The sequence below is a fragment of the Amphiplicatus metriothermophilus genome, assembly GCF_900199215.1.
Lineage (GTDB): Bacteria > Pseudomonadota > Alphaproteobacteria > Caulobacterales > Parvularculaceae > Amphiplicatus > Amphiplicatus metriothermophilus.
In genome coordinates this window covers 47,381-70,008 of sequence record NZ_FZQA01000005.1, presented here as the reverse complement: position 1 = coordinate 70,008, position 22,628 = coordinate 47,381, and the positions used below count along the sequence as shown (strand labels likewise).

General features: G+C 67.5%; 22 protein-coding genes, 1 tRNA gene and 1 pseudogene. 12 read left to right on the top strand and 12 right to left on the bottom strand.

What is annotated here, in order from left to right; genetic code table 11:
• Positions 1-31: 31 nt before the first annotated feature.
• Complete coding sequence (gene manD / locus CHB64_RS11190) at positions 32-1,240, bottom strand: D-mannonate dehydratase ManD (protein ID WP_089412714.1); 1,209 nt, start codon at positions 1,238-1,240, stop codon at positions 32-34.
• Between the two features lie 174 nt (positions 1,241-1,414).
• Between manD and CHB64_RS11185 the strand changes: the two genes are divergently transcribed.
• The 7 genes from CHB64_RS11185 (at position 1,415) to fsa (ending at position 9,720) form a co-directional block, all read left to right on the top strand.
• Complete coding sequence (locus CHB64_RS11185; RefSeq protein ID WP_200815342.1) at positions 1,415-2,455, top strand: TRAP transporter substrate-binding protein; 1,041 nt, start codon at positions 1,415-1,417, stop codon at positions 2,453-2,455.
• Positions 2,448-2,945 carry a TRAP transporter small permease gene (locus CHB64_RS11180; protein ID WP_089412713.1) on the top strand — a complete coding sequence of 166 codons (498 nt, stop codon included), beginning with the start codon at positions 2,448-2,450 and terminating at the stop codon, positions 2,943-2,945. The genes CHB64_RS11185 and CHB64_RS11180 overlap by 8 nt, the downstream gene beginning before the upstream one ends.
• Complete coding sequence (locus CHB64_RS11175; protein WP_089412712.1) at positions 2,936-4,216, top strand: TRAP transporter large permease; 1,281 nt, start codon at positions 2,936-2,938, stop codon at positions 4,214-4,216. Before CHB64_RS11180 ends, CHB64_RS11175 begins: the two co-directional genes overlap by 10 nt.
• Before the next feature lie 110 nt (positions 4,217-4,326).
• Positions 4,327-6,216 (top strand): glycoside hydrolase family 9 protein, encoded by a 1,890-nt coding sequence (locus tag CHB64_RS11170; protein WP_089412711.1) that lies wholly within the window; start codon positions 4,327-4,329, stop codon positions 6,214-6,216.
• Positions 6,217-6,280: 64 nt separating this feature from the next.
• Positions 6,281-7,738, top strand: a complete 1,458-nt coding sequence (gene xylB, locus CHB64_RS11165; RefSeq protein WP_089412710.1) for a xylulokinase — start codon at positions 6,281-6,283, stop codon at positions 7,736-7,738.
• Complete coding sequence (xylA, locus tag CHB64_RS11160; RefSeq protein WP_089412709.1) at positions 7,738-9,057, top strand: xylose isomerase; 1,320 nt, start codon at positions 7,738-7,740, stop codon at positions 9,055-9,057. Before xylB ends, xylA begins: the two co-directional genes overlap by 1 nt.
• A 9-nt stretch (positions 9,058-9,066) precedes the next feature.
• Positions 9,067-9,720, top strand: coding sequence for a fructose-6-phosphate aldolase (gene fsa / locus CHB64_RS11155; protein ID WP_089412708.1), 654 nt, complete (start codon positions 9,067-9,069; stop codon positions 9,718-9,720).
• 307 nt (positions 9,721-10,027) lie between these two features.
• Here the strand turns inward: fsa and CHB64_RS11145 are convergent.
• The 6 genes from CHB64_RS11145 to mnmA all read right to left on the bottom strand — a co-directional run bounded on the left by CHB64_RS11145 (position 10,028) and on the right by mnmA (position 14,466).
• Positions 10,028-10,104, bottom strand: a tRNA-Met gene (locus CHB64_RS11145).
• 83 nt (positions 10,105-10,187) lie between these two features.
• A complete protein-coding gene (locus CHB64_RS11140; protein WP_089412706.1) occupies positions 10,188-11,267 on the bottom strand; it encodes a DUF962 domain-containing protein in 1,080 nt (359 codons plus the stop codon).
• 78 nt (positions 11,268-11,345) lie between these two features.
• On the bottom strand, positions 11,346-12,455 hold the full coding sequence (locus CHB64_RS11135) for an NAD(P)/FAD-dependent oxidoreductase (protein WP_089412705.1): 1,110 nt from the start codon (positions 12,453-12,455) through the stop codon (positions 11,346-11,348).
• 6 nt (positions 12,456-12,461) lie between these two features.
• Positions 12,462-12,830, bottom strand: a complete 369-nt coding sequence (locus CHB64_RS11130) for a YkgJ family cysteine cluster protein (RefSeq protein ID WP_200815341.1) — start codon at positions 12,828-12,830, stop codon at positions 12,462-12,464.
• A gap of 26 nt (positions 12,831-12,856) precedes the next feature.
• A complete protein-coding gene (locus tag CHB64_RS11125) occupies positions 12,857-13,294 on the bottom strand; it encodes a GNAT family N-acetyltransferase (protein ID WP_089412703.1) in 438 nt (145 codons plus the stop codon).
• Positions 13,291-14,466, bottom strand: coding sequence for a tRNA 2-thiouridine(34) synthase MnmA (gene mnmA / locus CHB64_RS11120; RefSeq protein ID WP_089412702.1), 1,176 nt, complete (start codon positions 14,464-14,466; stop codon positions 13,291-13,293). The genes CHB64_RS11125 and mnmA overlap by 4 nt, the downstream gene beginning before the upstream one ends.
• Before the next feature lie 223 nt (positions 14,467-14,689).
• Here mnmA and sciP point away from each other — a divergent pair, with 223 nt between their 5' ends.
• The gene (gene sciP, locus CHB64_RS11115; RefSeq protein WP_089412701.1) at positions 14,690-14,980 is read left to right on the top strand and encodes a CtrA inhibitor SciP; all 291 of its coding nucleotides are present in this window, start codon (positions 14,690-14,692) and stop codon (positions 14,978-14,980) included.
• Between the two features lie 216 nt (positions 14,981-15,196).
• Positions 15,197-16,297 carry a flagellar biosynthesis protein FlhF gene (locus tag CHB64_RS11110; protein ID WP_089412700.1) on the top strand — a complete coding sequence of 367 codons (1,101 nt, stop codon included), beginning with the start codon at positions 15,197-15,199 and terminating at the stop codon, positions 16,295-16,297.
• 6 nt (positions 16,298-16,303) lie between these two features.
• Here the strand turns inward: CHB64_RS11110 and CHB64_RS11105 are convergent, their stop codons facing one another.
• The 3 genes from CHB64_RS11105 to CHB64_RS11095 all read right to left on the bottom strand — a co-directional run bounded on the left by CHB64_RS11105 (position 16,304) and on the right by CHB64_RS11095 (position 18,670).
• Entirely contained in the window at positions 16,304-17,302 is a 999-nt protein-coding gene (locus tag CHB64_RS11105; protein ID WP_089412699.1) for a class I SAM-dependent methyltransferase, read from the bottom strand.
• The gene (locus tag CHB64_RS11100) at positions 17,299-17,778 is read right to left on the bottom strand and encodes a DnaJ domain-containing protein (RefSeq protein ID WP_089412698.1); all 480 of its coding nucleotides are present in this window, start codon (positions 17,776-17,778) and stop codon (positions 17,299-17,301) included. The genes CHB64_RS11105 and CHB64_RS11100 overlap by 4 nt, the downstream gene beginning before the upstream one ends.
• A gap of 70 nt (positions 17,779-17,848) precedes the next feature.
• Positions 17,849-18,670, bottom strand: coding sequence for a division plane positioning ATPase MipZ (locus CHB64_RS11095; RefSeq protein ID WP_089412697.1), 822 nt, complete (start codon positions 18,668-18,670; stop codon positions 17,849-17,851).
• Positions 18,671-18,826: 156 nt separating this feature from the next.
• On the opposite strand from CHB64_RS11095, the gene CHB64_RS11090 reads away from it, so the two are divergent.
• Positions 18,827-19,603: a fimbrial biogenesis chaperone gene (locus tag CHB64_RS11090; protein ID WP_089412696.1), complete on the top strand. Its 777-nt coding sequence runs from the start codon at positions 18,827-18,829 to the stop codon at positions 19,601-19,603.
• Positions 19,604-19,747: 144 nt separating this feature from the next.
• Here CHB64_RS11090 and CHB64_RS11085 read toward each other — a convergent pair.
• Positions 19,748-20,142: pseudogene (locus CHB64_RS11085) on the bottom strand (GFA family protein).
• 12 nt (positions 20,143-20,154) lie between these two features.
• Positions 20,155-21,228 (bottom strand): A/G-specific adenine glycosylase, encoded by a 1,074-nt coding sequence (gene mutY, locus CHB64_RS11080; protein ID WP_200815340.1) that lies wholly within the window; start codon positions 21,226-21,228, stop codon positions 20,155-20,157.
• 79 nt (positions 21,229-21,307) lie between these two features.
• On the opposite strand from mutY, the gene CHB64_RS11075 reads away from it, so the two are divergent.
• Together CHB64_RS11075 and CHB64_RS11070 are read left to right on the top strand one after the other, a co-directional pair.
• A complete protein-coding gene (locus CHB64_RS11075; RefSeq protein ID WP_089412694.1) occupies positions 21,308-21,754 on the top strand; it encodes a DUF721 domain-containing protein in 447 nt (148 codons plus the stop codon).
• Between the two features lie 100 nt (positions 21,755-21,854).
• Positions 21,855-22,556 (top strand): DsbA family protein, encoded by a 702-nt coding sequence (locus CHB64_RS11070; RefSeq protein ID WP_159462482.1) that lies wholly within the window; start codon positions 21,855-21,857, stop codon positions 22,554-22,556.
• Positions 22,557-22,628 lie beyond the last annotated feature (72 nt).

Genomic DNA, 22,628 nt, shown 5'->3' with positions numbered 1-22,628 from the left:
ACAGGTGGCCCCGTCCACCGAAATCACCCCTTCACCAGTTCCACATGGTCCCGTCCTTGAGGCGCGCGACGGGCAGCTGTTTGGGATCATAAGGATATTTTTTCGCCAGCGCCTCGTCGATATCGACGCCGTGGCCGGGCGCGTCGCCCGGATGCAGATAGCCGTCGCTGAACCGGTAGGCGTGCGGGAACACCGCGTCGGTTTCCGCCGTGTGCCGCATATATTCCTGAACGCCGAAATTCGGGACCCACAGGTCGAAATGAAGCGCCGCGCCCATGGTCACCGGCGACAGATCCGTGGCGCCGTGGCAGCCCGCGCGCACCTGATAGAGGCTCGCGAGGTCGGCGATGCGGCGAAGCTGCGTGATCCCGCCGGCGTGGACCACGCTCGTGCGGATGTAATCGATAAGCTGCTCCTGGATCAGCGCGCGGCAATCATGGATCGAATTGAACACCTCGCCGATGGCGATCGGCGTGACGGTGTGCTGCCTGATGAGGCGAAGCGCCTCCTGATTCTCGGCGGGGGTGGGGTCTTCCATCCAGAACAGCCGAAACGGCTCCAGGGCCTTGCCCAGCCGCGCCGCCTCGATCGGCGTCAGCCGGTGATGGACGTCGTGCAGCAGCTCGATGTCAGGCCCGTGGGCTTCGCGCAGCCGCTCGAACAGCTTCGGAACGAAATTGAGATAGGCGGTCGTATCCCAGACGGTCTCGGTCGGCAGCGCGCTGTCGGCGGGCTCGTAATACATGGTTCCGCGCGCCACGCCGTAGGCGCCCTTGACGCCCGGCACGCCTGACTGCGCGCGCACCGCCTTGTAGCCCATCTCGATGTAACGGCCGACTTCGTCGACCGTCTGTTCGACGTCAGCGCCGTTCGCATGGCCGTAAACCAGCACGCCCTCGCGCGAGGCGCCGCCGAGAAGCTGGTAAAGCGGCATGTTCGCCGCCTTGGCCTTGATGTCCCACAGCGCCGTGTCGACGGCGGCGATGGCCGTCATCGTCACCGGCCCGCGCCGCCAATAGGCGCCGCGGTAAAGATACTGCCAGGCGTCTTCGATGCGCGCGGCGTCGCGCCCGATCAGAACCGGAACGACATGCTCCTCGAGATAGGCGACGACGGCCTTCTCCCTGCCGTTCAGCGTCGCATCGCCTATTCCGTAGACCCCTGCATCGGTCTCGATCTTCAGCGTGACGAAATTGCGCCCCGGACAAGTGACGATGACGCGCGCGGCGCTGATCTTCATGACCCCGATCCCGGCATGGCTGGTCCTGACCGGCCGATTTGTTGACAGAGATTCTTCGCTTTGTCATCGTCCAATTTCGCGATTTTGGAATCTTCGACGATGGCGCGACCGGATCATGGAAGAGAATGCGGTCGCGCCGTGGCGGTTTCGAATATAATGAAAGATTGTTCCAAGATGGCGGCGTCGCACGCAGAGAGAAACGGCGCCGCCGCGCGCTTTCGCCTTGCGCGCCGGCGCTTCCTCGCCGGCGGCGCCCTGGCCATGGGCGGCGCGGCGCTCGCCGGCTGCTGGAAGAATGCGAACCTCCTGCGCTCTGCAGACGCGCATCCGGCGGATTACCCGACCGTAGCGGCGGTAAATGAGATGGGCCGGCTGCTGCGCGCGCGATCGGGCGGCCGGCTTGCGCTCAAGACCTACGCCGGAGGGCAGCTCGGCGCGGAGAAAGACACGCTGGAGATCGCCATTCTGGGCGGGCTCGATTTCACCCGCGTCAGCATCGCGCCGCTGAGCGCCGTCGCCGAAGAGGCGATCGTGCCGACTCTGCCGTTTCTGTTCCGCGACGCGCGCCATATGCGCGCCGCGCTCGACGGCCCGCCTGGGCGTAAGATTCTGGCCGCGCTCGAGCCGCATGGCCTGATCGGCCTGTGCTTCTATGACGCCGGCGCCCGCTCGTTCTACACGCGCGGGCGCCGGATCGAACGGCCTGAGGATCTCAAGGGCCTGAAAATCCGCGTCATGAACTCCGACATGTTCGTGGCGATGGTGGAGGCGCTGGGCGGCGACGCCGTGCCGATGCCTTACGGCGAGGTTTATCAGGGAATGCTTCAGGGCGTCGTGGACGGGGCCGAAAACAACTGGCCTTCCTATGAAAGCTCGCGGCATTTCGAGGTCGCGCCCGTCTACAGCCTGACGCGCCATGTCATGGCGCCGGAAGCGCTTCTCATGTCGGCCAAACGCTGGCGAAAGCTGAGCGCGTCCGATCAGGATCTGATCCGCGAATGCGCCGCGGACAGCGTGCCCTTCATGCGCGCGCTTTGGGACGAACGCAGCCGGCAGGCCGAGGCGCGGCTGCGCGCGGCCGGCGTCGAAATCGTCGCGCCCGATCCGGCGCCGTTCGTCGAGGCGGTCAGGCCGGTCTGGGACCGATACCTGACGAAGCCGGCCCTCCGGGCGCTCGCCGAGGAAATCCGGGACATGCGCGCGGCCGATGCTTGACCTGCTTTCCCGGATATCGCGCCTGACGAGCAAGGCCGCTCTTTATATCTCCGTCGCAGGCCTCGTGCTGATGACCGCGATCATCAGCTGGCAGATCTTCGCGCGCTACGTTCTCAACGCCGCGCCGGCCTGGACCGAGCCGGCGGCCCTTTTTCTGATGCTGTGGTTCATTCTGTTCGCTGCGGCTGCGGGCGTGCGCGAAGGCTTTCACATCCGCCTGACGCTGGTTGAGGACGCACTTTCGCCGATAGGGCGCGTCGCGTTGCGCCTGTTCTGTCATGCCGTCGTCGGGCTGTTCGGCGCGGCGATGGCGGGGGCCGGCGGAAGCCTCGTCCTCGCCACCTGGAGCCACGTCATTCCGACGCTGGGCCTGCCGCGCGGCGCAGCCTATGCGCCGATCGTCGTCGCCGGCGCGCTGATCGTTCTTTATTCCGTCGAGCGCGCCCTTCTGGAGCTGCGCGGCGAAGAGGCGGAGCGCGCATGGCCCTGACGCTGCTGCTTTGCCTGCTGTTCGCGCTTCTTCTCGCCGGCGCGCCGGTGGCGTTCGCGCTCGGCGCGGCGAGCCTGTTCGCGTTCCTTGCGCTGGACATCCCGGCGACCGTCGCCTTTCAGCGCCTCGCCGCCGGCATGAACGTCTTCTCGCTGATGGCCATCCCTTTTTTCGTGTTCGCTGGCGAGCTGATGGCGCGCACGGGCATAGCCTGGCGGCTCATCACGGTCGCGGAAAGCCTTTTCGGCCGCGCGCGCGGCGGGCTGGGCCAGGTCGATGTCGGGGCCAGCATGCTGTTCGGCGCGGTGTCGGGCTCGGCCGCGGCGTCGGTCTCGGCCATGGGCTCCACGCTCATCCCGATGATGAAGGAGCGCGGCTACGATTCCGACTACGCCGTGAACGTCACTATCACCGCCGCCATTCTCGGCATTCTGATCCCGCCGTCCCACAACATGGTCATTTACGCCGCCGCGGCGCCGATCGGAATCGACGTCGGCGCGCTGTTCCTCGCGGGGGTCGTTCCCGGCCTGCTGGCCGGCGCCGCGCTGATGATCGCCGCCTGGCTCGTGGCGGCTCGGCGGGACTATCCTCGCGGTTCTTTTCCCGGCTGGCGGCCGTTTCTGCGCGCCTTCGCGGCGATGATTCCTGGCCTGACGACCGCGCTCATCATCGTTTTCGGCATCCTTTTCGGCGTGTTCACGCCGACCGAGAGCGCCGCCGTCGCCGTCGTCTACACCATCATCATCGGCGTCGCGCTTTACCGGACCCTCGGCGCGCAAGAGTTTTTCGCGGCGGCCGTCGCCTCCGTCAAGACGACCGCCATGGTGATGATGATCATCGGATCGGCGGCGATGTTCGGCTGGCTCTTCGCGCTTCTGGAGGTGCCGGCGGGGCTCGCCGCGATTCTCACGGCGGTCTCGGACGAGCCCGGCGCAATAATGCTCCTTATACTGATTATTCTCCTGGTTCTTGGCGCCTTCATGGACATGGCGCCGCTCATCATCATCATGACGCCGATTTTCCTGCCCGTGGCGATCAATGTCGGGATCGATCCCGTTCATTTCGGCGTCGTCATGCTGATGACGCTGGGCATCGGCCTCGTCACGCCGCCGGTCGGCTCGATCCTCTTTCTCGGCTGCGCCATCGGGAACGCCAAACCCGAGGACGTGGTCAAAACCATCTGGCCTTTTTATCTGGCGCTTCTGATCGCGCTTGTGCTGGTCGCCTATGCGCCGCCCCTGTCGCTGTGGCTGCCGGCGCTGTTCTCATGAAGGCCGGACGACGCGAAAATGGTTGCCGGCGAGGCGCAGTCTCGCCTTCGTCGCGCAAGAATGATACCGGTAACGAAAACTGCAAATAACCGATCGGGAGGAGCCTGACCATGAGTCATTCGATCCGCGTCGCGGCGGCCGCTTTGCTGGCCGGCTCGCTGAGCGCCGCCGCCGCCGCGTCTGAGAAAACGCCGGGCGAGCGCGCGGCGGTCGAGGCGATCCATCTCAATCAGCACGGCTTCGCGCCCGATGCGGAAAAGCGCGCCACGGTCGTCTCCGACAGCAAGCGCGCGCTCGCCTGGCGCCTTGTCGATCAGAACGGCGAAAGCGTCGCTCAAGGCGAGACAGCGCCTTTCGGCTACAGCCGCAACGCCGGCCATTCGGTCCACATAGCCGATTTCAGCGGCGTCGCCGCCGAGGGCGAAGGCTATCGGCTCGCGGTCGGATCGGCGCAAAGCGCGCCCTTCGCCATCTCGACGCGGATATACCGTCCGCTGAAGTTCGACGCGCTCGCCTTCTTCTATCATCAACGCAGCGGCATAGAGATTTCGGCCGATCTCGTCGGCGCCGAATGGGCGCGCCCCGCCGCGCACGCGCCCGATCTTGCGACATGCTACGGGCCGAAGGATTTTCGCGGCAACGACTGGGGCGGTTGTCCGTACACGCTCGACGTTTCGAAGGGCTGGTACGACGCCGGCGATCATGGGAAATATGTCGTCAACGGCGGCATCGCCGTGTGGACCCTGCTCAACTATTTCGAACGCGCTTACGGGCGCGATCCTGCGCGTTTCGCATTCGGCGACGGCGCGCTCGCCGTACCCGAGGCGGGAAACGGCGTGCCGGACCTTCTCGACGAAGCCCGCTGGCAGCTCGATTTCATGCTGGCCATGCAGGTTCCTGACGGAGCCGCGCTGAAGCTGCCCCGCGGCGACCAGTTCGACCGGCTCGACAATCTTTCCTTTTCGGAAGTCGACGCCTCCGGCCTCGTCCATCACAAAATGCATGACGAGCATTGGACGGCGCTGCCCACGCCGCCGCATCTGGACACGGAAAAGCGTTATCTCTCATACCCCTCGACCGCCGCGACCCTCAATCTCGCCGCGGTCACCGCCCAATGCGCGCGCGTCTTTCGTCCCTTCGACGCCGCCTACGCCGATCGCTGCCTCGAGGCGGCGATAAAGGCGTATGACGCCGCGCTGCGTCTGCCCGACATTCTCGCTTACGACGTGCTGGAAGGCGGCGGCGGCGCCTATGGCGACAGAAATCTGGCGGACGAGTTCTACTGGGCCGCCGCCGAGCTGTTCGCGACGACCGGCGAGGCCAGGTATCGCGAGGACATGGCCGCGCTCCCCCATTATCTCGCCGCGCCCAGGGGCGACGCGAACGCGACCAACGACATTTTCTGGAACAGTGTCCAGACCCTCGGCTCGCTGACCCTGCTCGCCGCGCCGGACCGGCTTGAGGCGAAGCAGCTCGAACGCCTCAGGAAGGCGTTCGTCAAAGGCGCCGACGCCTATCTCGCTCAGGCCGCGAAGGACGGTTACGGCGTTCCTTTCGACAGGAGCTACAACTGGGGCTCCAACGGCGACATGGCCAATCGCGGGATCGTGCTGGCCGCCGCTTACGACATTACTGGCGAAGAGAAATACCGGCAGGGCGTCGTCGCCATCATGGACTATCTTCTGGGGCGCAACCCGCTCGGCCAGTCTTATATATCCGGCTACGGAGAAAACCCCATGAAGGCGCCGCACCACCGCTTCTGGGCGAAGGCCGTCGATCCGTCCCTGCCCGGCCCGCCGCCGGGCGCCCTCGCCGGCGGGCCCAACGCCGCGAGCGCGCCGGAAGAAGTCGCCCGGCGCCTTCATGACGGCTCCTGCGCGCCGCAAACATGCTACGCCGACGAGACCGAGGCCTATTCGCTGAACGAGGTCGCGATCAACTGGAACGCCCCATTGTTCTGGATCGCGGCCTTTCTGGACGAGGGCCGGACGAGCGATTGACCTGGCCTTATGGTAGCGGTATCATAACCAACTTCTTCCGCCCCGCGCGGCGATCCGGTCAGGCATGTATCTCGGCATCGACATAGGCACCTCGGGCGTCAAGGTCGTCGCGGTCAACGACGACGGCGCGGTCGTCGATCAGTCTTCCGCAGAGCTGTCGGTCTCGCGCCCGGCGCCGCTGCATTCCGAACAGGATCCCGCCGACTGGTGGGCGGCGACGAACAAGGCCGTCGCCAATATCGCTCAGGACCATCGCAGAAAGGCGCGCGCGATCGGCCTGTCGGGCCAGATGCACGGCGCGACCCTGCTCGACAGGGACGGCAAGGCCCTTCGCCCTGCCGTCCTGTGGAATGACGGGCGCAGCCTCGCGGAATGCGCCGAACTTGAAGCCGCGCTGCCGGCCCTCGGCGAAATCACCGGCAACCGCGCGATGCCCGGCTTCACCGCGCCGAAGCTTCTCTGGGTGCGCAAACACGAGCCGGAATGCTTCGACAAGATCGCGAAAATCCTCCTGCCCAAGGATTACGTGCGCCTTAGAATGACCGGCGATTACGCCTCCGACATGTCGGATTCGGCCGGCACGCTGTGGCTCGACACGAAGAAGCGCGACTGGTCCGACGAGGTTCTCGCCGCCTGCGGCCTTTCGCGCGAGAACATGCCGGCCCTCTTTGAAGGAAACGCGTTCACCGGCAGGCTGCGCGGCGAGCTCGCCGAAGCCTGGGGCATGGAGCGCGTTCCCGTCGCAGCCGGCGGCGGCGACAATGCGGCGGGCGCGGTCGGTTCGGGCGTCGTACGCTCGGGCGACGCCTTTCTTTCTCTCGGCACGTCGGGCGTCACCTTCCTCGCCGACGATCAGTACCGGGCGAATCCGGCGGGCGGCGTCCACACTTTCTGCCACGCGCTGCCCGGCCGCTGGCATCAGATGTCGGTCATGCTGAGCGCGGCCAGCGCGATCGACTGGGTGGCGCGCGCGACCGGCTTCGCCGACCCCGCGGCGCTCTATGCGGCTGCGGAAGCGCGCAAGAAGCCGGCCGACACCGAGATCTTCCTGCCCTATCTCACCGGCGAGCGCACGCCCCATAACGACCCGCTCGCGCAAGGGGTGTTTTTCGGCCTGACGCCGTCCAGCGACGCCGTCGCGCTCGGCCAGGCGGCGCTCGAAGGCGTCGCTTTCGGGCTCGCCGACGGCATCGACTCGCTGCACGCCACCGGCGCGCGGATCGAAACGCTGACCGTCATCGGCGGGGGCGCGCGCTCTCAATATTGGGGCAAGATCCTGAGCTCGGTCTTCGACCAGCCGTTGATCTACCGCGAGGGCGGCGAGGTCGGACCGGCCTACGGCGCGGCGCGCCTGGCTCGTCTGGCGCTGACCGGCGAGGACGTCGAAGACGTCTGCGCCCCGCCGCCGATCCGCAACGTGATCGAGCCGTCCGAAAAATTGAGAGACCACTATGCGGCGCGCAGGCCGCTGTTCCAGGAGCTCTACAGGAGTCTTGCGCCGCTGTTCAGGGAGAACGTTTGATGTCGCGTGGTTACTTTTCGCATATTCCGCCCGTCGAATTCAAAGGCGTCGACAGCGACGATCCGCTTTCCTACCGCTATTACGACAAGAACCGCGTGGTGCTCGGCAAGACCATGGAAGAGCACCTCCGCTTCGCCGTTTGCTACTGGCACACCTTCTGCTGGGACGGATTCGACGTCTTCGGCGCCGGCACGTTCGAACGCCCCTGGCATACGGGCGTTCTCGATCAGGACGCGGCCGATCACAAGCTCGACGAAGCCTTCGATTTCTTCACGCGCCTCGGCGTTCCCTATTTCTGCTTTCACGACGTTGACGTAATGGCCGCCGCGGCCACGCCGGCCGAGCATGTGAAAAATCTCTCGGTCATCGTCGACAGGATCGAGGAGAAGATGGCGAAGACCGGCGTGAAGCTGCTCTGGGGGACCGCCAATCTCTTCAGCCATCCGCGCTATATGGCCGGCGCGGCGACCAACCCCGACCCTGAGGTCGCGGCCTTCGCCGCCCTTCAGGTGCGCCACGCGCTCGAAGCGACGCACCGCCTCGGCGGCGCGAATTACGTGCTCTGGGGCGGTCGCGAAGGCTATGACTGCGGCCTCAACACGCGGATGGGCCAGGAGCTCGACCAGCTCGGCCGATTCCTCAACATGGTCGTGGAGCACAAGCACAAGATCGGCTTCAAGGGGACGATCCTGATCGAGCCCAAGCCGCACGAGCCGACCAAGCATCAGTACGATACGGACGTCGCCACGGTTTACGGCTTCCTTGAGCGCTACGGCCTGGAGAAGGAAGTTCGGGTCAATATCGAAGCCAACCACGCCACGCTTGCCGGCCACTCCTTCGAGCACGAAATCCAGCTCGCCATCGACCTCGGGATTTTCGGCTCCATCGACATGAATCGCGGCGACCCGCAAAACGGATGGGACACGGATCAGTTTCCGAACGATCTGCGCGAGATCACGCTCGCCGTCTATTACATACTTCAGGGCGGCGGATTCTCGACCGGCGGGTTTAACTTCGACGCCAAGGTTCGTCGCCAGAGCATCGATCCCGAGGACCTCTTCTACGGCCATATCGGGGCGATCGATCTGACGGCGCGCGCGCTCCTCAACGCCGCCGCCATGATCGAGGACGGAACCCTCGAGCGCTTCAAGGAAGAACGCTACGCCGGCTGGAAAGAGGGTTTTGGCGCGAAGATGCTGGCGGGGGACGTCGATCTCGCCGGCGCGGCCGATTACGCGCTCGAGAAGAACATCGCGCCTGTTCGCAAGTCGGGCCGGCAGGAGTTTCTCGAGAATTACGTCACGAAATTCGTAAAGTAGCAGAACGAGATGAAGTTTTTTGCAGATACGGCCGACATCGGCGAAATCCGTTCGCTGAACGAGGCGGGCTTGATCGACGGCGTCACCACGAACCCGTCGCTCATCAAAAAGGCGGGACGGGATTTCCGCGAGGCCATCGCCGAGATCTGCGACGCCACGACGGGTCCCGTGAGCGCCGAAGTCGTCGCGCTCGACGCGGCGGGCATGGAGAAGGAAGGCCGCTCGCTCGCGACGATCGCCGACAATGTCGCCGTCAAGCTGCCGCTGACGATCGACGGGCTCAAGGCCTGCCGGCGCCTTTCAGGCGACGGAATCAAGACGAACGTCACGCTGTGCTTTTCAGCCAATCAGGCCTTGCTGGCCGCCAAGGCCGGCGCGTCGTTCATCTCACCCTTCATCGGCCGGCTCGACGACATTCACGCCGACGGCCTTGCGCTTATCCGAGAAATTCGCGGGATATACGACAATTACGGCTTCCGGACGGAGATTCTCGCCGCCTCCATCCGCTCGCCGAATCACGTGAAGGAATGCGCGCTGATCGGCGCCGACGTCGTCACGGCGCCGCCGGCCGTTCTGTGGCGGCTCGCGGATCATCCGCTAACGGACAAAGGGCTCGAAGCCTTCCTCAAGGACTGGGCGGCGACAGGGCAATCCGTTCTCTGACGCCGCGACGGCGGAAGAGCGCCGCATGGGCGGCGTTACGCAGCCTGGAAGCAGGCTGCGCGGATCGACGGCTCGCCAGCCGGCGGCGACGGGCGCGTCTTCGCGGACGCGGACACGGACGCCGCGCCGACGCGCTTGAGGGGCGCGCCGGGGCGCGCTCCTTTTACGTTCTCGCTCTTGATTGCGAACCGGAACGGGGCCGCGACCCAGACGAAGCCGAATGCAGGCCGCGGAACCATCCTGAACGGCCGTAACATCTTGCGCGGAACCAGCCTGCGGAAAGGCCGAAACGACTTGCGCGATCGGCTGGTAGCGGGGGGCGGGCTTGAACCGCCGACCTCAGGGTTATGAATCCTGCGCTCTCACCAACTGAGCTACCCCGCCCCAGGCGGGCCCGGCCGTGACGGGCGTCAGGCGCGGGCGAGCCAGCGTCTATAAAAGCCTCGGGCGGGCCTTGCAAGACCGCCCTATTCGGAGGCTGATCCCCGCGGCGGCTCGGGCGGAATGATGCGTGAGATCGGCCCGGATTTCGGGAAGGGCGCGACCAGAACGCGGCGGACCGCATGCCAGCCGCCGCCGAGCAGCACCATCGCCCCGCCGAGGATGAGAAGCGTCAGCGCCGCCGTCCAGGCGCCGTCGAGCCCGGTCTTCGAGACGAGAACCCAGACCGAGGCGACCGCCGAAAGAAGACCCGACACAAGCAACGCCCGGCGATTGATGAGCAGCGAAACGAGCGCGAAGGCGATCACCACCGCCAGGGTCGCCGCGGCGGGATACGCCTCGCCCGAGAACGCCTGCGCGGGACTGACGACCATCGCCGTGACGGAGAAGAAAATCAGCGGCGCGGCGAAGAAGTGCAGCCAGAAGCCATTGTCGGAATAGCGCGTGCGCCGCGCAGGGTCGCGCGCGTCATAGGCCACGCCGAGCACGAACAGAAACGCGCCGGCGGCGAGCTGAAGCTTCAGGGCGTGCTGCGCGACCAGCTCAGGCGCGGCGAAAAACAGATACGCGATCGCCGTTCCCGCCAGCGCCAGCGCGCCATAACCCATCGCGAAGGGAAGCTTCGTACGGAAATAATAGGCGAAGATCCCGAGCGTCACGCCGCCCGAAAGAAAAAGCGGCAGGCCGCGCAGCTCGCTGAGCGGCTTTTCGAGATTTTCGATGTTCGCATCGAGAAAGATCAGCGCGTAAGTCGCCGCGAGCCCGCAAAACAGAAAGCCGCCGAAGGCGAGCAGAATGACGATGGACGGCAGGAACAGCCGGCGCGTGCGCGCGAAGATCTCCGCCAGCAGCCACATGACGACCGCGTCGGCGAATGCGACGGCGGCGATGATCGCGGTCGCGCGCCGCCAGGCGCTCTCATCCGCTCCGCCGACAAGCCCGCGGATCAGCAGAACCGAAGCGATGGCGAGCCCCGCCGCAAACATCGCCAGGCCGATGCTCAGAAAAACGTCGTGGAAATTTCGGATGAAGCGAAGCTCCTCCTCGCCCGAAGGCGGGACGGCCGGCTTCGGCGCGGCGGCGCGGATCTGCGTCGTTTCCGACATCGTCAGCCCCCTTGAATCCCTCTCCCTCGGCGAGCCTATCCGGCATGAGCCGGACCGACAACGCGCCCGGAGGCCGGATCAGACGGCGCGCGCGATTCTCGCGACGAGCTCCCCGATCGCCAGGCAAGCGGTCAGCCCCGGCGATTCGATGGCGTAAAGGCCGATATAGCCCGGCGTTCCGTGCTCGGCGGGGCCGAGAATGAGGAAATCGCCCTCCTCGCCCGGTCCCGTCGCTTTCGGCCGCTGGCCGGCGTAGCCGGGCTGGAGCCGCGCCGGGTCGAGGTCGGGCCAGAAGCGCCGCGCCGTCTCGACGAACGACGGCAGGCGCGTCTCGTCGACCGTGTAATCGCCCAGCGGCGCGTCCCAGCGGATGTCGGGGCCGAGTCTGGCCTGGCCGCCGAGATCGCGGGTGTAATGCACGCCCTGGCTGTCCGGCGCGTGCAGGGGGTAGATCAACCGCGAGAACGGCGCTTTTCCTGCGTATACGAAGTATTGCCCCTTGGCGGGCCGGATCGCCGGAATGAAGGCGGGGTCGAGTCCTGCGATCGAATGCGCCGCCTTATCCGCATACAGACCGGCGCTGTTGACGACGAGCCGGGCCTTGAGCGCGACCGGCTCCGTCCCGCCTGCGTCGAGCCGGATTCCGTCATCCTCGACGCGCCCGCCGACGAGCGGGCTCGACAGCGCCAGCGTCCCGCCGGCGTTTTCGAGATCGCCGAGCAGCGCAAGCATCAGCCCATGGCTGTCGACGATTCCGGAAGAAGGCGACAGCAGCGCCGCGTCGCAGCGCACGCCCGGCTCCAGCCGCGCCGCCTCAGTCGCGTCGATGAGGGCGAGATCGTCGACGCCGTTCTTCGCGGCGTTTTCGTTCAGCGCCGTCAGTCGCGCCCGCTCCTCTTCGCCGTGGGCGACGATGAGCTTTTCGCAGCGCAGATGCGCCACGCCTCGCTCGGCGCAATAGGCGTAGAGCAGCGCCTTGCCGCGCACGCACAGCCGCGCGCGCCGGCCGCCGGGCCGGTAATAGACGCCGGCGTGGATGACTTCCGAATTGCGCGAGGACGTTTCGGTCCCGAAGGCGTCATGACGCTCAAGGACGATGACCTCCCGCCCGTCGAGCGCCAAAGCGCGCGCGACCGCCAGCCCGACGACGCCGGCCCCCACGACCACGGCGTCGACGCGCTCAGCCATGACGGTCTAATCCGTCGTCGCGATCCATTCCGGATCGTCCTGCACTTCGCGCTCGAACATCAGGAAGTCGTAATAGCCGCAGCGGGTCTGCGTCGGGAAATCGCGGCAGATCTTCGGGCGCGCTTCATAGATGGTGCAATTGCGCGTCTGCTTGTCGAGAAACATGCAGCTCGATACGAAATGCTCGTCGGCCGTATGACGCAGCACGCGCGGATTCTCCTTGTCGCCCTTCTTGGTGAACTTCTTGCGCGCCTTCTCTTCGCTGACGCCGAAATGCTTCGCCAGTCGCTTGATGTCCGTCTTCGTGGTCGGAATATGCGCGTAGGAGCAGCAATAGGCTGGGCACTTGAGACAATCGTACTTCTTCCTGGCCAACGGCGTCTCCGAAACTTCGATGTCCGCTATGTCCGCCGGTACTGAACGAAGTCGGTTTTCGTTGCAAGTTTATCATAGAGTCGGCGCGCGGTCGTATTGCCCTGATGCGTCATCCAGTAAACGCGCGCCGCGCCCCGCCGATCGGCTTCGGCGTAGACCGACTCGATGAGCGCGCGCCCGACGCCGGCGCCGCGGACCGCCTCGATGACATAAAGATCTTCGAGGTAGCAGTAATCCGCCTTCGCCCAGGTGACCGGATGAAAGAGGCAATGAGCGAAGCCGACGAGCCCTTCCGGCGCCTGCGCGACGCGCGCGAAGAAGCGCTCGTCCTCGATGAGACGGCGGAAGGTCTCGGCCGTGACGTCCTCAGCCAGACGCGTTTCGTAAAACGTCAGATAGCCGTCCCAGAGCGCGCGCCAGGCCGGCTCGTCGGCGCGGGCGAGAGGCCGGATCGTCGCCGTCATGGAAGGGCGGACCGGCCGGTCGCGGCGATCCAGCCGCCGCCGAGCACCCGGTCATGGCCGTCTTCGGGCGAGTAGAAGACGCAGGCCTGGCCCGGCGCCACCCCTTCTTCCGGCGCGTCGAGATCGACCGCCGCGCGCCCGTCCTCCCAGACGAGGCGCGCCGGCGCGGGCGGGCGCGTGGAGCGCACTTTCACCGCGACGGGATCGCCGCGGCGCGCGGCGTCTTCCAGCGCGCCGTCGCCGATCCACGAGACGTCTTTCAGCCGGATGCGCGAGACCAGGAGCGCTTCGCGCGGGCCGACGACGACGCGGCGCCGCGCGGCGTCGAGACGCACGACATAAAGCGGTTCGCCCGTCGCGAGCCCGAGGCCGCGGCGTTGCCCGACCGTATAATGAATGATCCCCGGATGGCGGCCGAGGACGTTCCCGTCGAGGTCGACGATATCGCCCGGCTCGCCCGCGCCCGGGCGCAGACGCTCGACGACGGAAGCGTATCCGCCTTCCGGCACGAAGCAGATGTCCTGGCTGTCCGGCTTGTCGGCGACGACCAGACCGAGCGCGCCGGCGATGGCGCGCACCTCGCTTTTCGGCAGATCGCCGAGCGGGAAACGCAGGAATTCGAGCTGCTCGCGCGTGGTCGAGAAGAGAAAATAGCTTTGATCGCGCGCCGGGTCGGCCGCGCGGCGCAGCTCCGGCCCGGCGGGACCTTCCACGCGCCGGATGTAATGGCCCGTCGCCATGGCCGCGCCGCCGAGATCGCGCGCCGTTTCCAGCAGATCTTTGAACTTCACTCGTTCATTGCAGCGCACGCAGGGAATCGGCGTCGCGCCGGCGAGATAGGTGTCGGCGAAGTCCTCCATCACCGCTTGCGAGAAGCGGTCCTCGTAATCGAGCACGTAATGGGGGATGGCGAGGCGTTCGGCGACGCGCCGCGCGTCGTGAATGTCCTGTCCCGCGCAGCACGCGCCTTTTTTCCGCACGGCCGCGCCGTGGTCGTAGAGCTGCAAGGTGACGCCGACGACGTCATAGCCGGAAAGTTTGCACAGGGCCGCCGCGACCGAGGAGTCGACCCCGCCGGACATGGCCACGACCACCCGCGCGCCGGCGGGCGCGCCGAGGTCGATCCGCGGCGCGGCGATGTCGATGGGCGCGATGTCTGCGGCGATGCTCATGGCGGGCGGAACATAGGCGCTTGCGGCGGCCTGTTCCAGTGCGGCCCATGGGAGCGGCGCGCGGCGGCGGCCCGTTTCGTAACGGGACGCCTAGCCGGCGCATTTTTATCAAATTTATTCAAGAGTTTACCACACAAATTCACCTTGACATTTAGGCGTTTCTTAAAAGCGCCCGACGTACGGTGCGCTCACTGGAGTTGCGTACTTAAGGGATCAACCGACAATGTCCGTCGCCGCTTCGAACGCCACGCCGCAGCGATCCAAGGAGCCGTATGTCATCGGCCCCGACGGATTGCCCCTGACGCTCGCCGACCTGCCGCCGAGCGACACGAAGCGTTGGGTGATCAGGCGCAAGGCCGAAGTCGTCGCGGCGGTTCGCGGCGGCCTGCTCACCCTTGAAGAGGCCTGCCGCCGCTACAAGCTCACCGTCGAGGAGTTTCTCAGCTGGCAGCGGGCGATCGACCAGTACGGCATGGCGGGCCTGCGCGCCACGCGCATCCAACAATATCGCTGAGCGTTTCTTACCTCTTTCGCCTCCGGCTCCCTCCCCTGGCCCCGCGCGTTTCGCGGGGCCTTTCTTTTGGCGCGGCTTTCGCAACCCCGCGGGCAGGCCAGAGGCGGGCGGCCGGGTGAAAATCCTCGGGCCGGCGCTTTCGCAATCCGGGATTCGCGCCCATACTGCGCCGGCCTGCGGCCCTGTGCAGTCTGTAAGGACGTGTCGAGTTTCCCCATGATGAAATTCATCGCCTCTTCCCTCGACGCGGCGAAGGCCAAGGCGCGCCGGGCGCTCGGGGAGAACGCGGTGATCATCGCGACGCGCAATCTGCCGAGCGGCGACGTGGAGGTTTCCGCTTCCGACCGGCCGGCGCCGGCCGTCCCGGTCGAGCCCGCGACGCCGGGTTTCGCCGACGAAACCCGCCACGCGATCGCGGAAGCCCGCGCGCGGCCCGCCGCCGGCGCGCGGCTCAACGAGACGCTCGAGCAGCGTTTCGCGGAAGACGCGCTGGCGCGCCTGCGCGGCGAGCTCACCCGCAGCCGGCCGCCGGCCCCGCAGCTCGATCTGTCCGACCGGATCGCGCAGGGCATGAGCGACCTCCTTCGTCCGCACGGGATCGGCGAGGCGCTGCTCGCAGCCCTTGTCGACGGCGCGCGAGGCGCGCGCATCGAGGACGATCTTTATCGCATGGAGGCGGCCTTCGCCTCGGTCTTCACCTTCGCGCCGATCCGGTTTTCGGGCGCGGCGCCGCTGATGCTCGTGGGCCCGACCGGCGCAGGCAAGACCTCTTCGGCCGCCAGGCTCGCCGCCCGCGCGATCGCGCAGGGCCAGAGCGCGTTCATCATGACCGCGGACGCGGCCCGCGCCGGCGCCGTGGAGCAGCTCAAGACCTATAGCGACGCTCTGGGCGCGGATTATTACATCGTCGAGACTCCGTTCGACGTCGATCAGGCGCTCAAGGCGCGCGCGCCGACGGGCGCGATCCTGCTCGACACGCCGGGGGTGAGCCCCTTCGATCCGGGCGACGTCGCCGCGCTCCGGAGCTTTCAGGAAGCCTGCCGGGCCGAGCCCGTGCTTGTCCTGCCCGCGAGCGGCGATGCGGCGGAGTTCCGCGACTGGGCGCAGGCGTTCCGCGAATTCGGCGTGCGGCGCGTCATCGTCACCAAGTTCGACGCCTCGAAGCGCGTAGGCGCGGCGCTCGACGCGGTTCATGCGGCCGGGCTGGGCCTTGCGCATTTTTCGGAGACGCCCTTCATCTCCGACGGGCTGATCGACGCCAACGCCGACTTTCTCGCCCGCCGGCTGCTGGCGAGCCGGCCGGGCCGCATCGCGTAGGATCAATTAGTCCTTATACGCAATACAGATCGCCATCTCGCCGTCGCCGAAGCCGGCGAGCCAGCGCAGAAAGGCCCGCCGTCCCCAGGCGCGCATGTCGGCGCGCGGCGCTTCTTCCGGCGGACGGTCTGGATGGGCGTCGACCCATTCGATGAATTTCGACGCCTCCGCCATCATCGCCGCGCCGCCCGCGCCGTTCGGCGTCGAGAACGCGGCGATGCGCGCAAAGCCCGCCTCGCGGCACAGCCGGCGCAAGGTCGCGGGGCTGAACAGAAAGAGATGGCGCGGAATCTCGAGACCCCGCCAGTGCCTGCCGAAACAACGATGGCCGTAGCTGAGCACGTTCGGCGTCGCTATCACGAGAACCCCGCCGGGACGCAAAATCCGCCGCGCCTCGGCGATGACCTCGGCGGGATTTCGCAGATGCTCGATGACGTTGTTGAGCGTGACGGCGTCGAACGACTCCGCCTCGTAACCCGCCTCGACGAGGCCGCCGTAATCGACCTCGACGCCTTTTTCGCGCGCGGCGCGCGCGGCCGCTTCGTCGAAATCGATCCCCCGCACGCGCCAGCCGCGCGCGGCCGCTTTGCGCAGAAAGCTTCCCTCGCCGCAGCCCACGTCGAGAAGCGCGCCCGGCGGACGGGCGCCCAGATAGAAAAGATCGGGCGCGAAGATTTCCGGCCGCCAGTGAACGCGCCGCAGGACGGCGCGGACAAGCCGCTTCGCCCGGCTTTCGCCGGCGTAAGCCGCAAGCGCGTCCTCGCCGCCGGACGCTCTGTCCGTATGCGTATAATAGCTTTGATAAAACTTGGCCTCCTCTCCCGGCAGGGGAAAAGGGTGAAGCCAGCAGGTGCGGCAGCGCGGATCGGCGCACTGCTTCACGCTCCACACGCCGGGCGCGCCGAACAGATGGTCGCGCACGCCCCGCCAGAGAATCTCGCCGGGCGCGCCGCATACGGCGCAGGTCGGCCTGTCTTCGGCGGCGACGCCGTCGACGGTCGTCATGTGGCTTCCTCGTCCTCGCGGGGAGCGCTGCGCGCGATGAGCACGTCCCGCGCCTCGTTGATCTTGGCGGCGAGATAGTCCGTGCCGCCCTTGTCGGGATGCAGCTGCCCGATCAGCTTGCGATGCGCCGCGCGCACCGTCTCGGCCGGCGCGTCCTCGGCGACGCCGAGAATGGAAGCGGCCTCCTTCGGCGCCATCTTCCCGCGCGGAACCGGCAGCCCCTCGCCCTCGCGCGCCCGGATCGCGCGCGCGCGCCAGATCTCGATGGCGGTGATTCCGCCCGCCGCGATCAGCAGCATGAAAGCGAGCGGCCAAAGCCTCGCGGCGAAGAGCGCGGCGGCGAGCGCGAGAAAGGCGACGCCTTTCAACAGCGTCACGTTGCGGCTTTCCGCGCCGTCGACGCGTCCGCGCGCCATGCGCCACAAGAGCAGCCCCGCGACGGCGAGCGCGCAGAGCAAGGCGAGCATCCCGATCATCCGCGCCCTCCCGGCCAGCGGCGAGCTTGCCCTATTCGCATCCGCCGCGAAAGCGGGCGAACGCCCCTCCTCAGGCGGCCTCTTTCGTTTCGCGGCCGGGCAGCTTGAGCGTCGCGACGAGCGAGCGGATCTCCAGCCGGGCGGTCACGTGGCTCATGGTCGACAGACGCACCGGCGCGTCCGGCCCGCCGAGATCGAGCAGCGTCAGGCCCATCGGAAACAGCTCGCGATAGATGACCCGGTCCCCGAAGCCGCGCGCCAGCCGGAAGCCGATGCGCGCCGACAGGTCTTCGAGCTTCTTGCCCATCTCGCGCTTGTTGCGGGCCTGGGTCGCGGAAAGCCGGTTGCGCATCACCACCCAGTCGATGCCGCCGGGCACGCCGGCGAGCGCCCGGCGCTTGCGGGCGGCCCACACCATTTCGCTGTAAAGGCTCGGGCCCGCCACCGCTCCGGTCGCCGGATCGAGCCGGGCGAGCAGATCGAAATCGACGAAGCTGTCGTTGAGCGGCGTGACGATGGTGTCGGCGTGGGCGTGCGCGAGCCGCGACAGATGGGTGTCCGCGCCGGGACAGTCGATCACCACGAAATCGCAGCCCGCCAGGCTCTGAAGCGCGGCGGCGAAATTCTCCGTCTCTTCCTGTCGGGCCGCCTCGCGGCTGTCCAGGGAGGAGGGCCTTACCTCCGGCATGAGCGGAAAGACAAGGTCTATTCCTTTGCTTTCACAGTATTTTCGCCTGTTCTCAACATAGCGGCTCAAGCTGCGCTGGCGCATGTCGAGGTCGATCGCGGCGACCTTGCGCCCGCTCTTGAGCAGCGCCACGACGACATGCATCGCCGCGGTCGACTTGCCCGAGCCGCCCTTTTCGTTGCCCAGCACGATGACGTGCGTCATCTCGCAAACCCGTTCTGAAACGCGCGCTTCCTACCCGCCTGCTTACGGCCGGGAAACCCTCCGCCGCGTAGAATGCCCCCCATGGTAAGGCGATGCTGCGGCGATTCTCCCCCGAGGGGGACATGGGCGGCGCGACCGCGCGCATTCGTTGTCGGATTGGCGGCGGGGCTGGCTCTTTTCTGGGACGGCGCCGGCGCCGAAATCACGCTGACACCGCTGCGCCAGGTCGTCACGGCCGAGGCGCCGGTCGCGACCTATCGGGTCTCGAACCCTTCCGAGCGCGTCGTCGAGGGCCGGGTGGACTGGCTCGATCTCGCCGCCACTGAGACGGCGTTTGCGCCGGCTTCCGACGCGATGCGCCCGGGGCTCAGCGCCGCGCCCTATCTCGAGGTCTCGCCGGCCTTCTTCAGACTCGAACCGGGCGCCGCGACGACCGTCAGGGTTTCGCTGCGCAAGGGCGCGCGCCCGCCTGCCGGAGAGCGGCGTTCGCATCTGCTCATTCAGACCGAGGCCGCTCGCACGCCGCTGCGCAAGGCCGGGAGCGGGCTCGAGCTCGACATCGGGCTCGGCGTCTCGACGCCGGTGATCCTGCGGACCGGCCAGGGGCAGGCGCGCGCGGCCATCGGCGAGACGCGCCTTCTGCGGGACGCGAACGGCCTTCTCGAACTTGAAACGACGCTCGTTCCCGAGGGGGAATTCTCCGCCTACGGCGCGATCGTCCTCGCCTTCGCCGAAGCGGGCGCGCCGGCGTCGGTCATCGCCGAAGCCGACAACATCGCCGCCTATCTCGACGCCGGAAAACGGCGCGTGACGATTCCGCTCGGCGCGCGCCGCCTGCCGGCGGGCGTTCTCGAAATCCGTTATGAGGGGCGGGCCGAATATCAGGGGCGCCTGTTCGACCGGCGCGCTTTCAACATCGCGCCGCCGGAGTAAGCGGGCGCGCATTTTCAACTTTTCCGGGCGCGCGCAGCGCGCCGGAACGCCTCCTGCAACTCCTTGAAAATACGCCTAAATCACGAAAACGGGGATAAAACGTGAATAGTTATCCCCGCCTTTCGCGCCGGCCTTATTCTGTCCTCATCCGGCGCCGTCTCGCCTGTCCGAAGGGTGATTGACGCCGTCCATGACGGGTATCTCGCCGAGCGCGTAAGGATCGACGCCGTCGAGACAGCCGACATTGACGCCGTACTCGTTCGGGTTCGAGCGCCGCCGGTGATGGGTGTATATGCCGCATACGGAGCAGAAGTAATGTTCGGCGGTCTTCGTGTTGAACCGGTAGAGCGACAGCTTGTCCGCGCCTTTCACGACCTTGAGGTCGGCGAACGGGACGCTCGCGACCACGGCGCGCGCCGGCGGCACATCGAACAGTTGCAGCGGCGCAGATCGACGAGGCCGTTCGGCAGCTTGAGCGCGAGCTCCACCGCGCCGCAATGGCAACGCGCCGTGTGAACCGGTTTGATCTTCGTCTCCATGCGGCGGCCTCCTTACGGCTTGCCGAAGCCGGCGCCGCGCGCCCGATCGAGCGCCTTGCGCATGACGGTCGGCAGGCGCGCCGTCTCGGGGTCGGCCCAGAGCTGGTTGGCGGCCGGCTTTTTCCGCCGCGCGCCGACGGCGGCGTAGACGTCGAGATCGAGATGAAAATGGGTGAACGCATGGCGCACCGCGCCGGCATGGCGCCAGCGCGCCCTTGCGGGCGCGGCGCGCGAGGGCGCCGCCGCGCCGTCTTCCGTCCACGGGCTCGTCGGCAGGCCGAGCATCCCGCCGAGAAGCCCCTCGGGCGGGCGGCGCTCCAGCAGCACCGCGCCGTCAGGCGCGAAGAGCGCGAAGGCCGCCCCCCGGCGCACGGGCTTGTCCCCGCGGGGCGCCTTGCGCGGATAGAGCTCGGGATTTCCATCCCGACGCGCGCGGCAGACGTCGCTCAGCGGGCAGACGCCGCAGGCGGGCTTTCGCGGCGTGCAGACCATCGCGCCGAGATCCATCATCGCCTGGGCGAAATCGCCGGGCCGCTCATGCGGCGCGAGGGCCTCGGCTTTCGCGCGAATCGCCGTCTTGCCCGCCGGCAACGGCGTCTCGACGGCGAAGAGCCGCGCAAGGACGCGCTCGACATTGCCGTCCACGACCGCCGCCGGGCGGTCGAAAGCGATCGCCGCGATCGCGGCGGCGGTGTACCGGCCGACGCCCGGCAGGGCGCGAAGCTCTTCTTCCGTATCGGGAAACGCGCCGCCGCGATCGCGCGCCACCGCGCGGGCGCATGCGTGAAGATTGCGCGCGCGGGCGTAATAGCCGAGCCCTGCCCACGCGCCCAGAACCTCGTCGAGCGGGGCGGCGGCGAGCGCCTCGACCGTGGGCCAGCGGGCGATGAAGTCCGCATAGCGGCGGCGCACGGTCGCCGCCGTCGTCTGCTGAAGCATGACCTCGGAGAGCCAGACCGCGTATGGGTCGGGCCGCGCGCCCTGCTTGCGCGCCGCCGGGCCGATGCGCCAGGGCAGATCGCGGGCGTGCGCGTCGTACCAGGCGAGCAGCCGGGCGGCGATCGTTCGCGGCGTTTCTTTTTCCACGCGTGCGCTCATCGGAAAACGAACGTGCTAGATTACGCCGTTGAGACAAGACCCGCCCGCCCGCAAGGAGCAAGCCCCGATGGCCCGCGACCGCCTCGAAACCAGACCGCCGCGCCCGGCGCCGCCGGCGATCGGGCGTTATGCGGCGAAGGTTTTCGCCGATCTCGCCCGCGAGACCCGCTACGCCGACCCGGCGCTGGCGGAGCGCTGGCCGACGCTCGCCGGCCCGGCGCTCGCCGATCTCTGCCGGCCGGGAAAGCTGACCGGCGCGCGGGGCGGAACGCTGGAAGTGTTCGTTCCGCATGGCGCGGCCGCCGCGCGCGTGCAGTTCGAGGCCGAAGCCCTGCGCCGCCGGCTGAACGATTATCTGGGCCCCGACCGGGTCGGACGCATTCTGGTGCGCCAGGCGGGCGCGCCGGCTTCGCGCGCGAAGCCGCAAGCGGCGTCCCGGTCCGGCGAGGCGAGCCCGCTGGACGGCGCGCTCGCCCGATTCCGCGCCTCGGCTTCGGCGAACGAGCAGAAATGACCGCCGCTTCCCGCCCATGCCCCGCCCTTGCATCGGGGCATGGCATGGGCGATTTTCCACCGCGCCGGCCGGACGCGCCGCGCCTGATCGAGAGGTTCGCATGTTGAGACTGCTTCCCCGCGCCGCGCTGGCGGCCGTCCCGCTTTTCCTCGCCGCCTGCGGCGGCGCGTCCTCCAACGGCGAGCAGCAGCCGGCCGATGAAACGGAGGCGTCGGCCGAAAACGCCGCCGCCGAAACGCAGACCAAGCCGGAGACCGGCGCGGCGGCGGAAATGTTTCTGGGCGATCCGGACGCGCCGGTCACGGTGATCGAGTACGCCTCGGTCACCTGCCCGCACTGCGCCGCCTTCCACGAGACGGTCTTCCCGGCGATCAAGGAGAAATATGTCGACACCGGAAAGGTGAAGTTCGTCTTCCGCGAATTCCCGACCGCGCCGGCGGGCCTGTCCTATGTGGGCTCGGTGCTCGCGCGCTGCGCGGCCGACAAGGGCGGGCGCGACGCCTATTTCCTCGTGCTCGGGGCCCTGTTCAAGACCCAGCGCACCTGGATCTACGGCGAGGACCCGAAGGCGGAGCTCCTCAAGATCGCCGCCCAGGCCGGCATGGACGAGGCGTCTTTCGACGCGTGCATGCAGCGCCAGGAGCTCGTGGAGCTCATCAACGCCAATGTCGACGAGGCTTCGAACAAGTATCAGATCAATTCGACGCCGAGCTTCGTGGTCGACGGCGAGAAGCAGGCGGTGCGCACGGTCGAAGATTTCGAGAAGGTTCTCGACGCGGCGCTCGCCGAATCCCAGGGCTAGGGAAAAGCAAGGAGTTGGCGGCGTCGCAGAATCGGCGATCACTCGGCTTTCCAAGCGCCTGTCCGGCCCCCG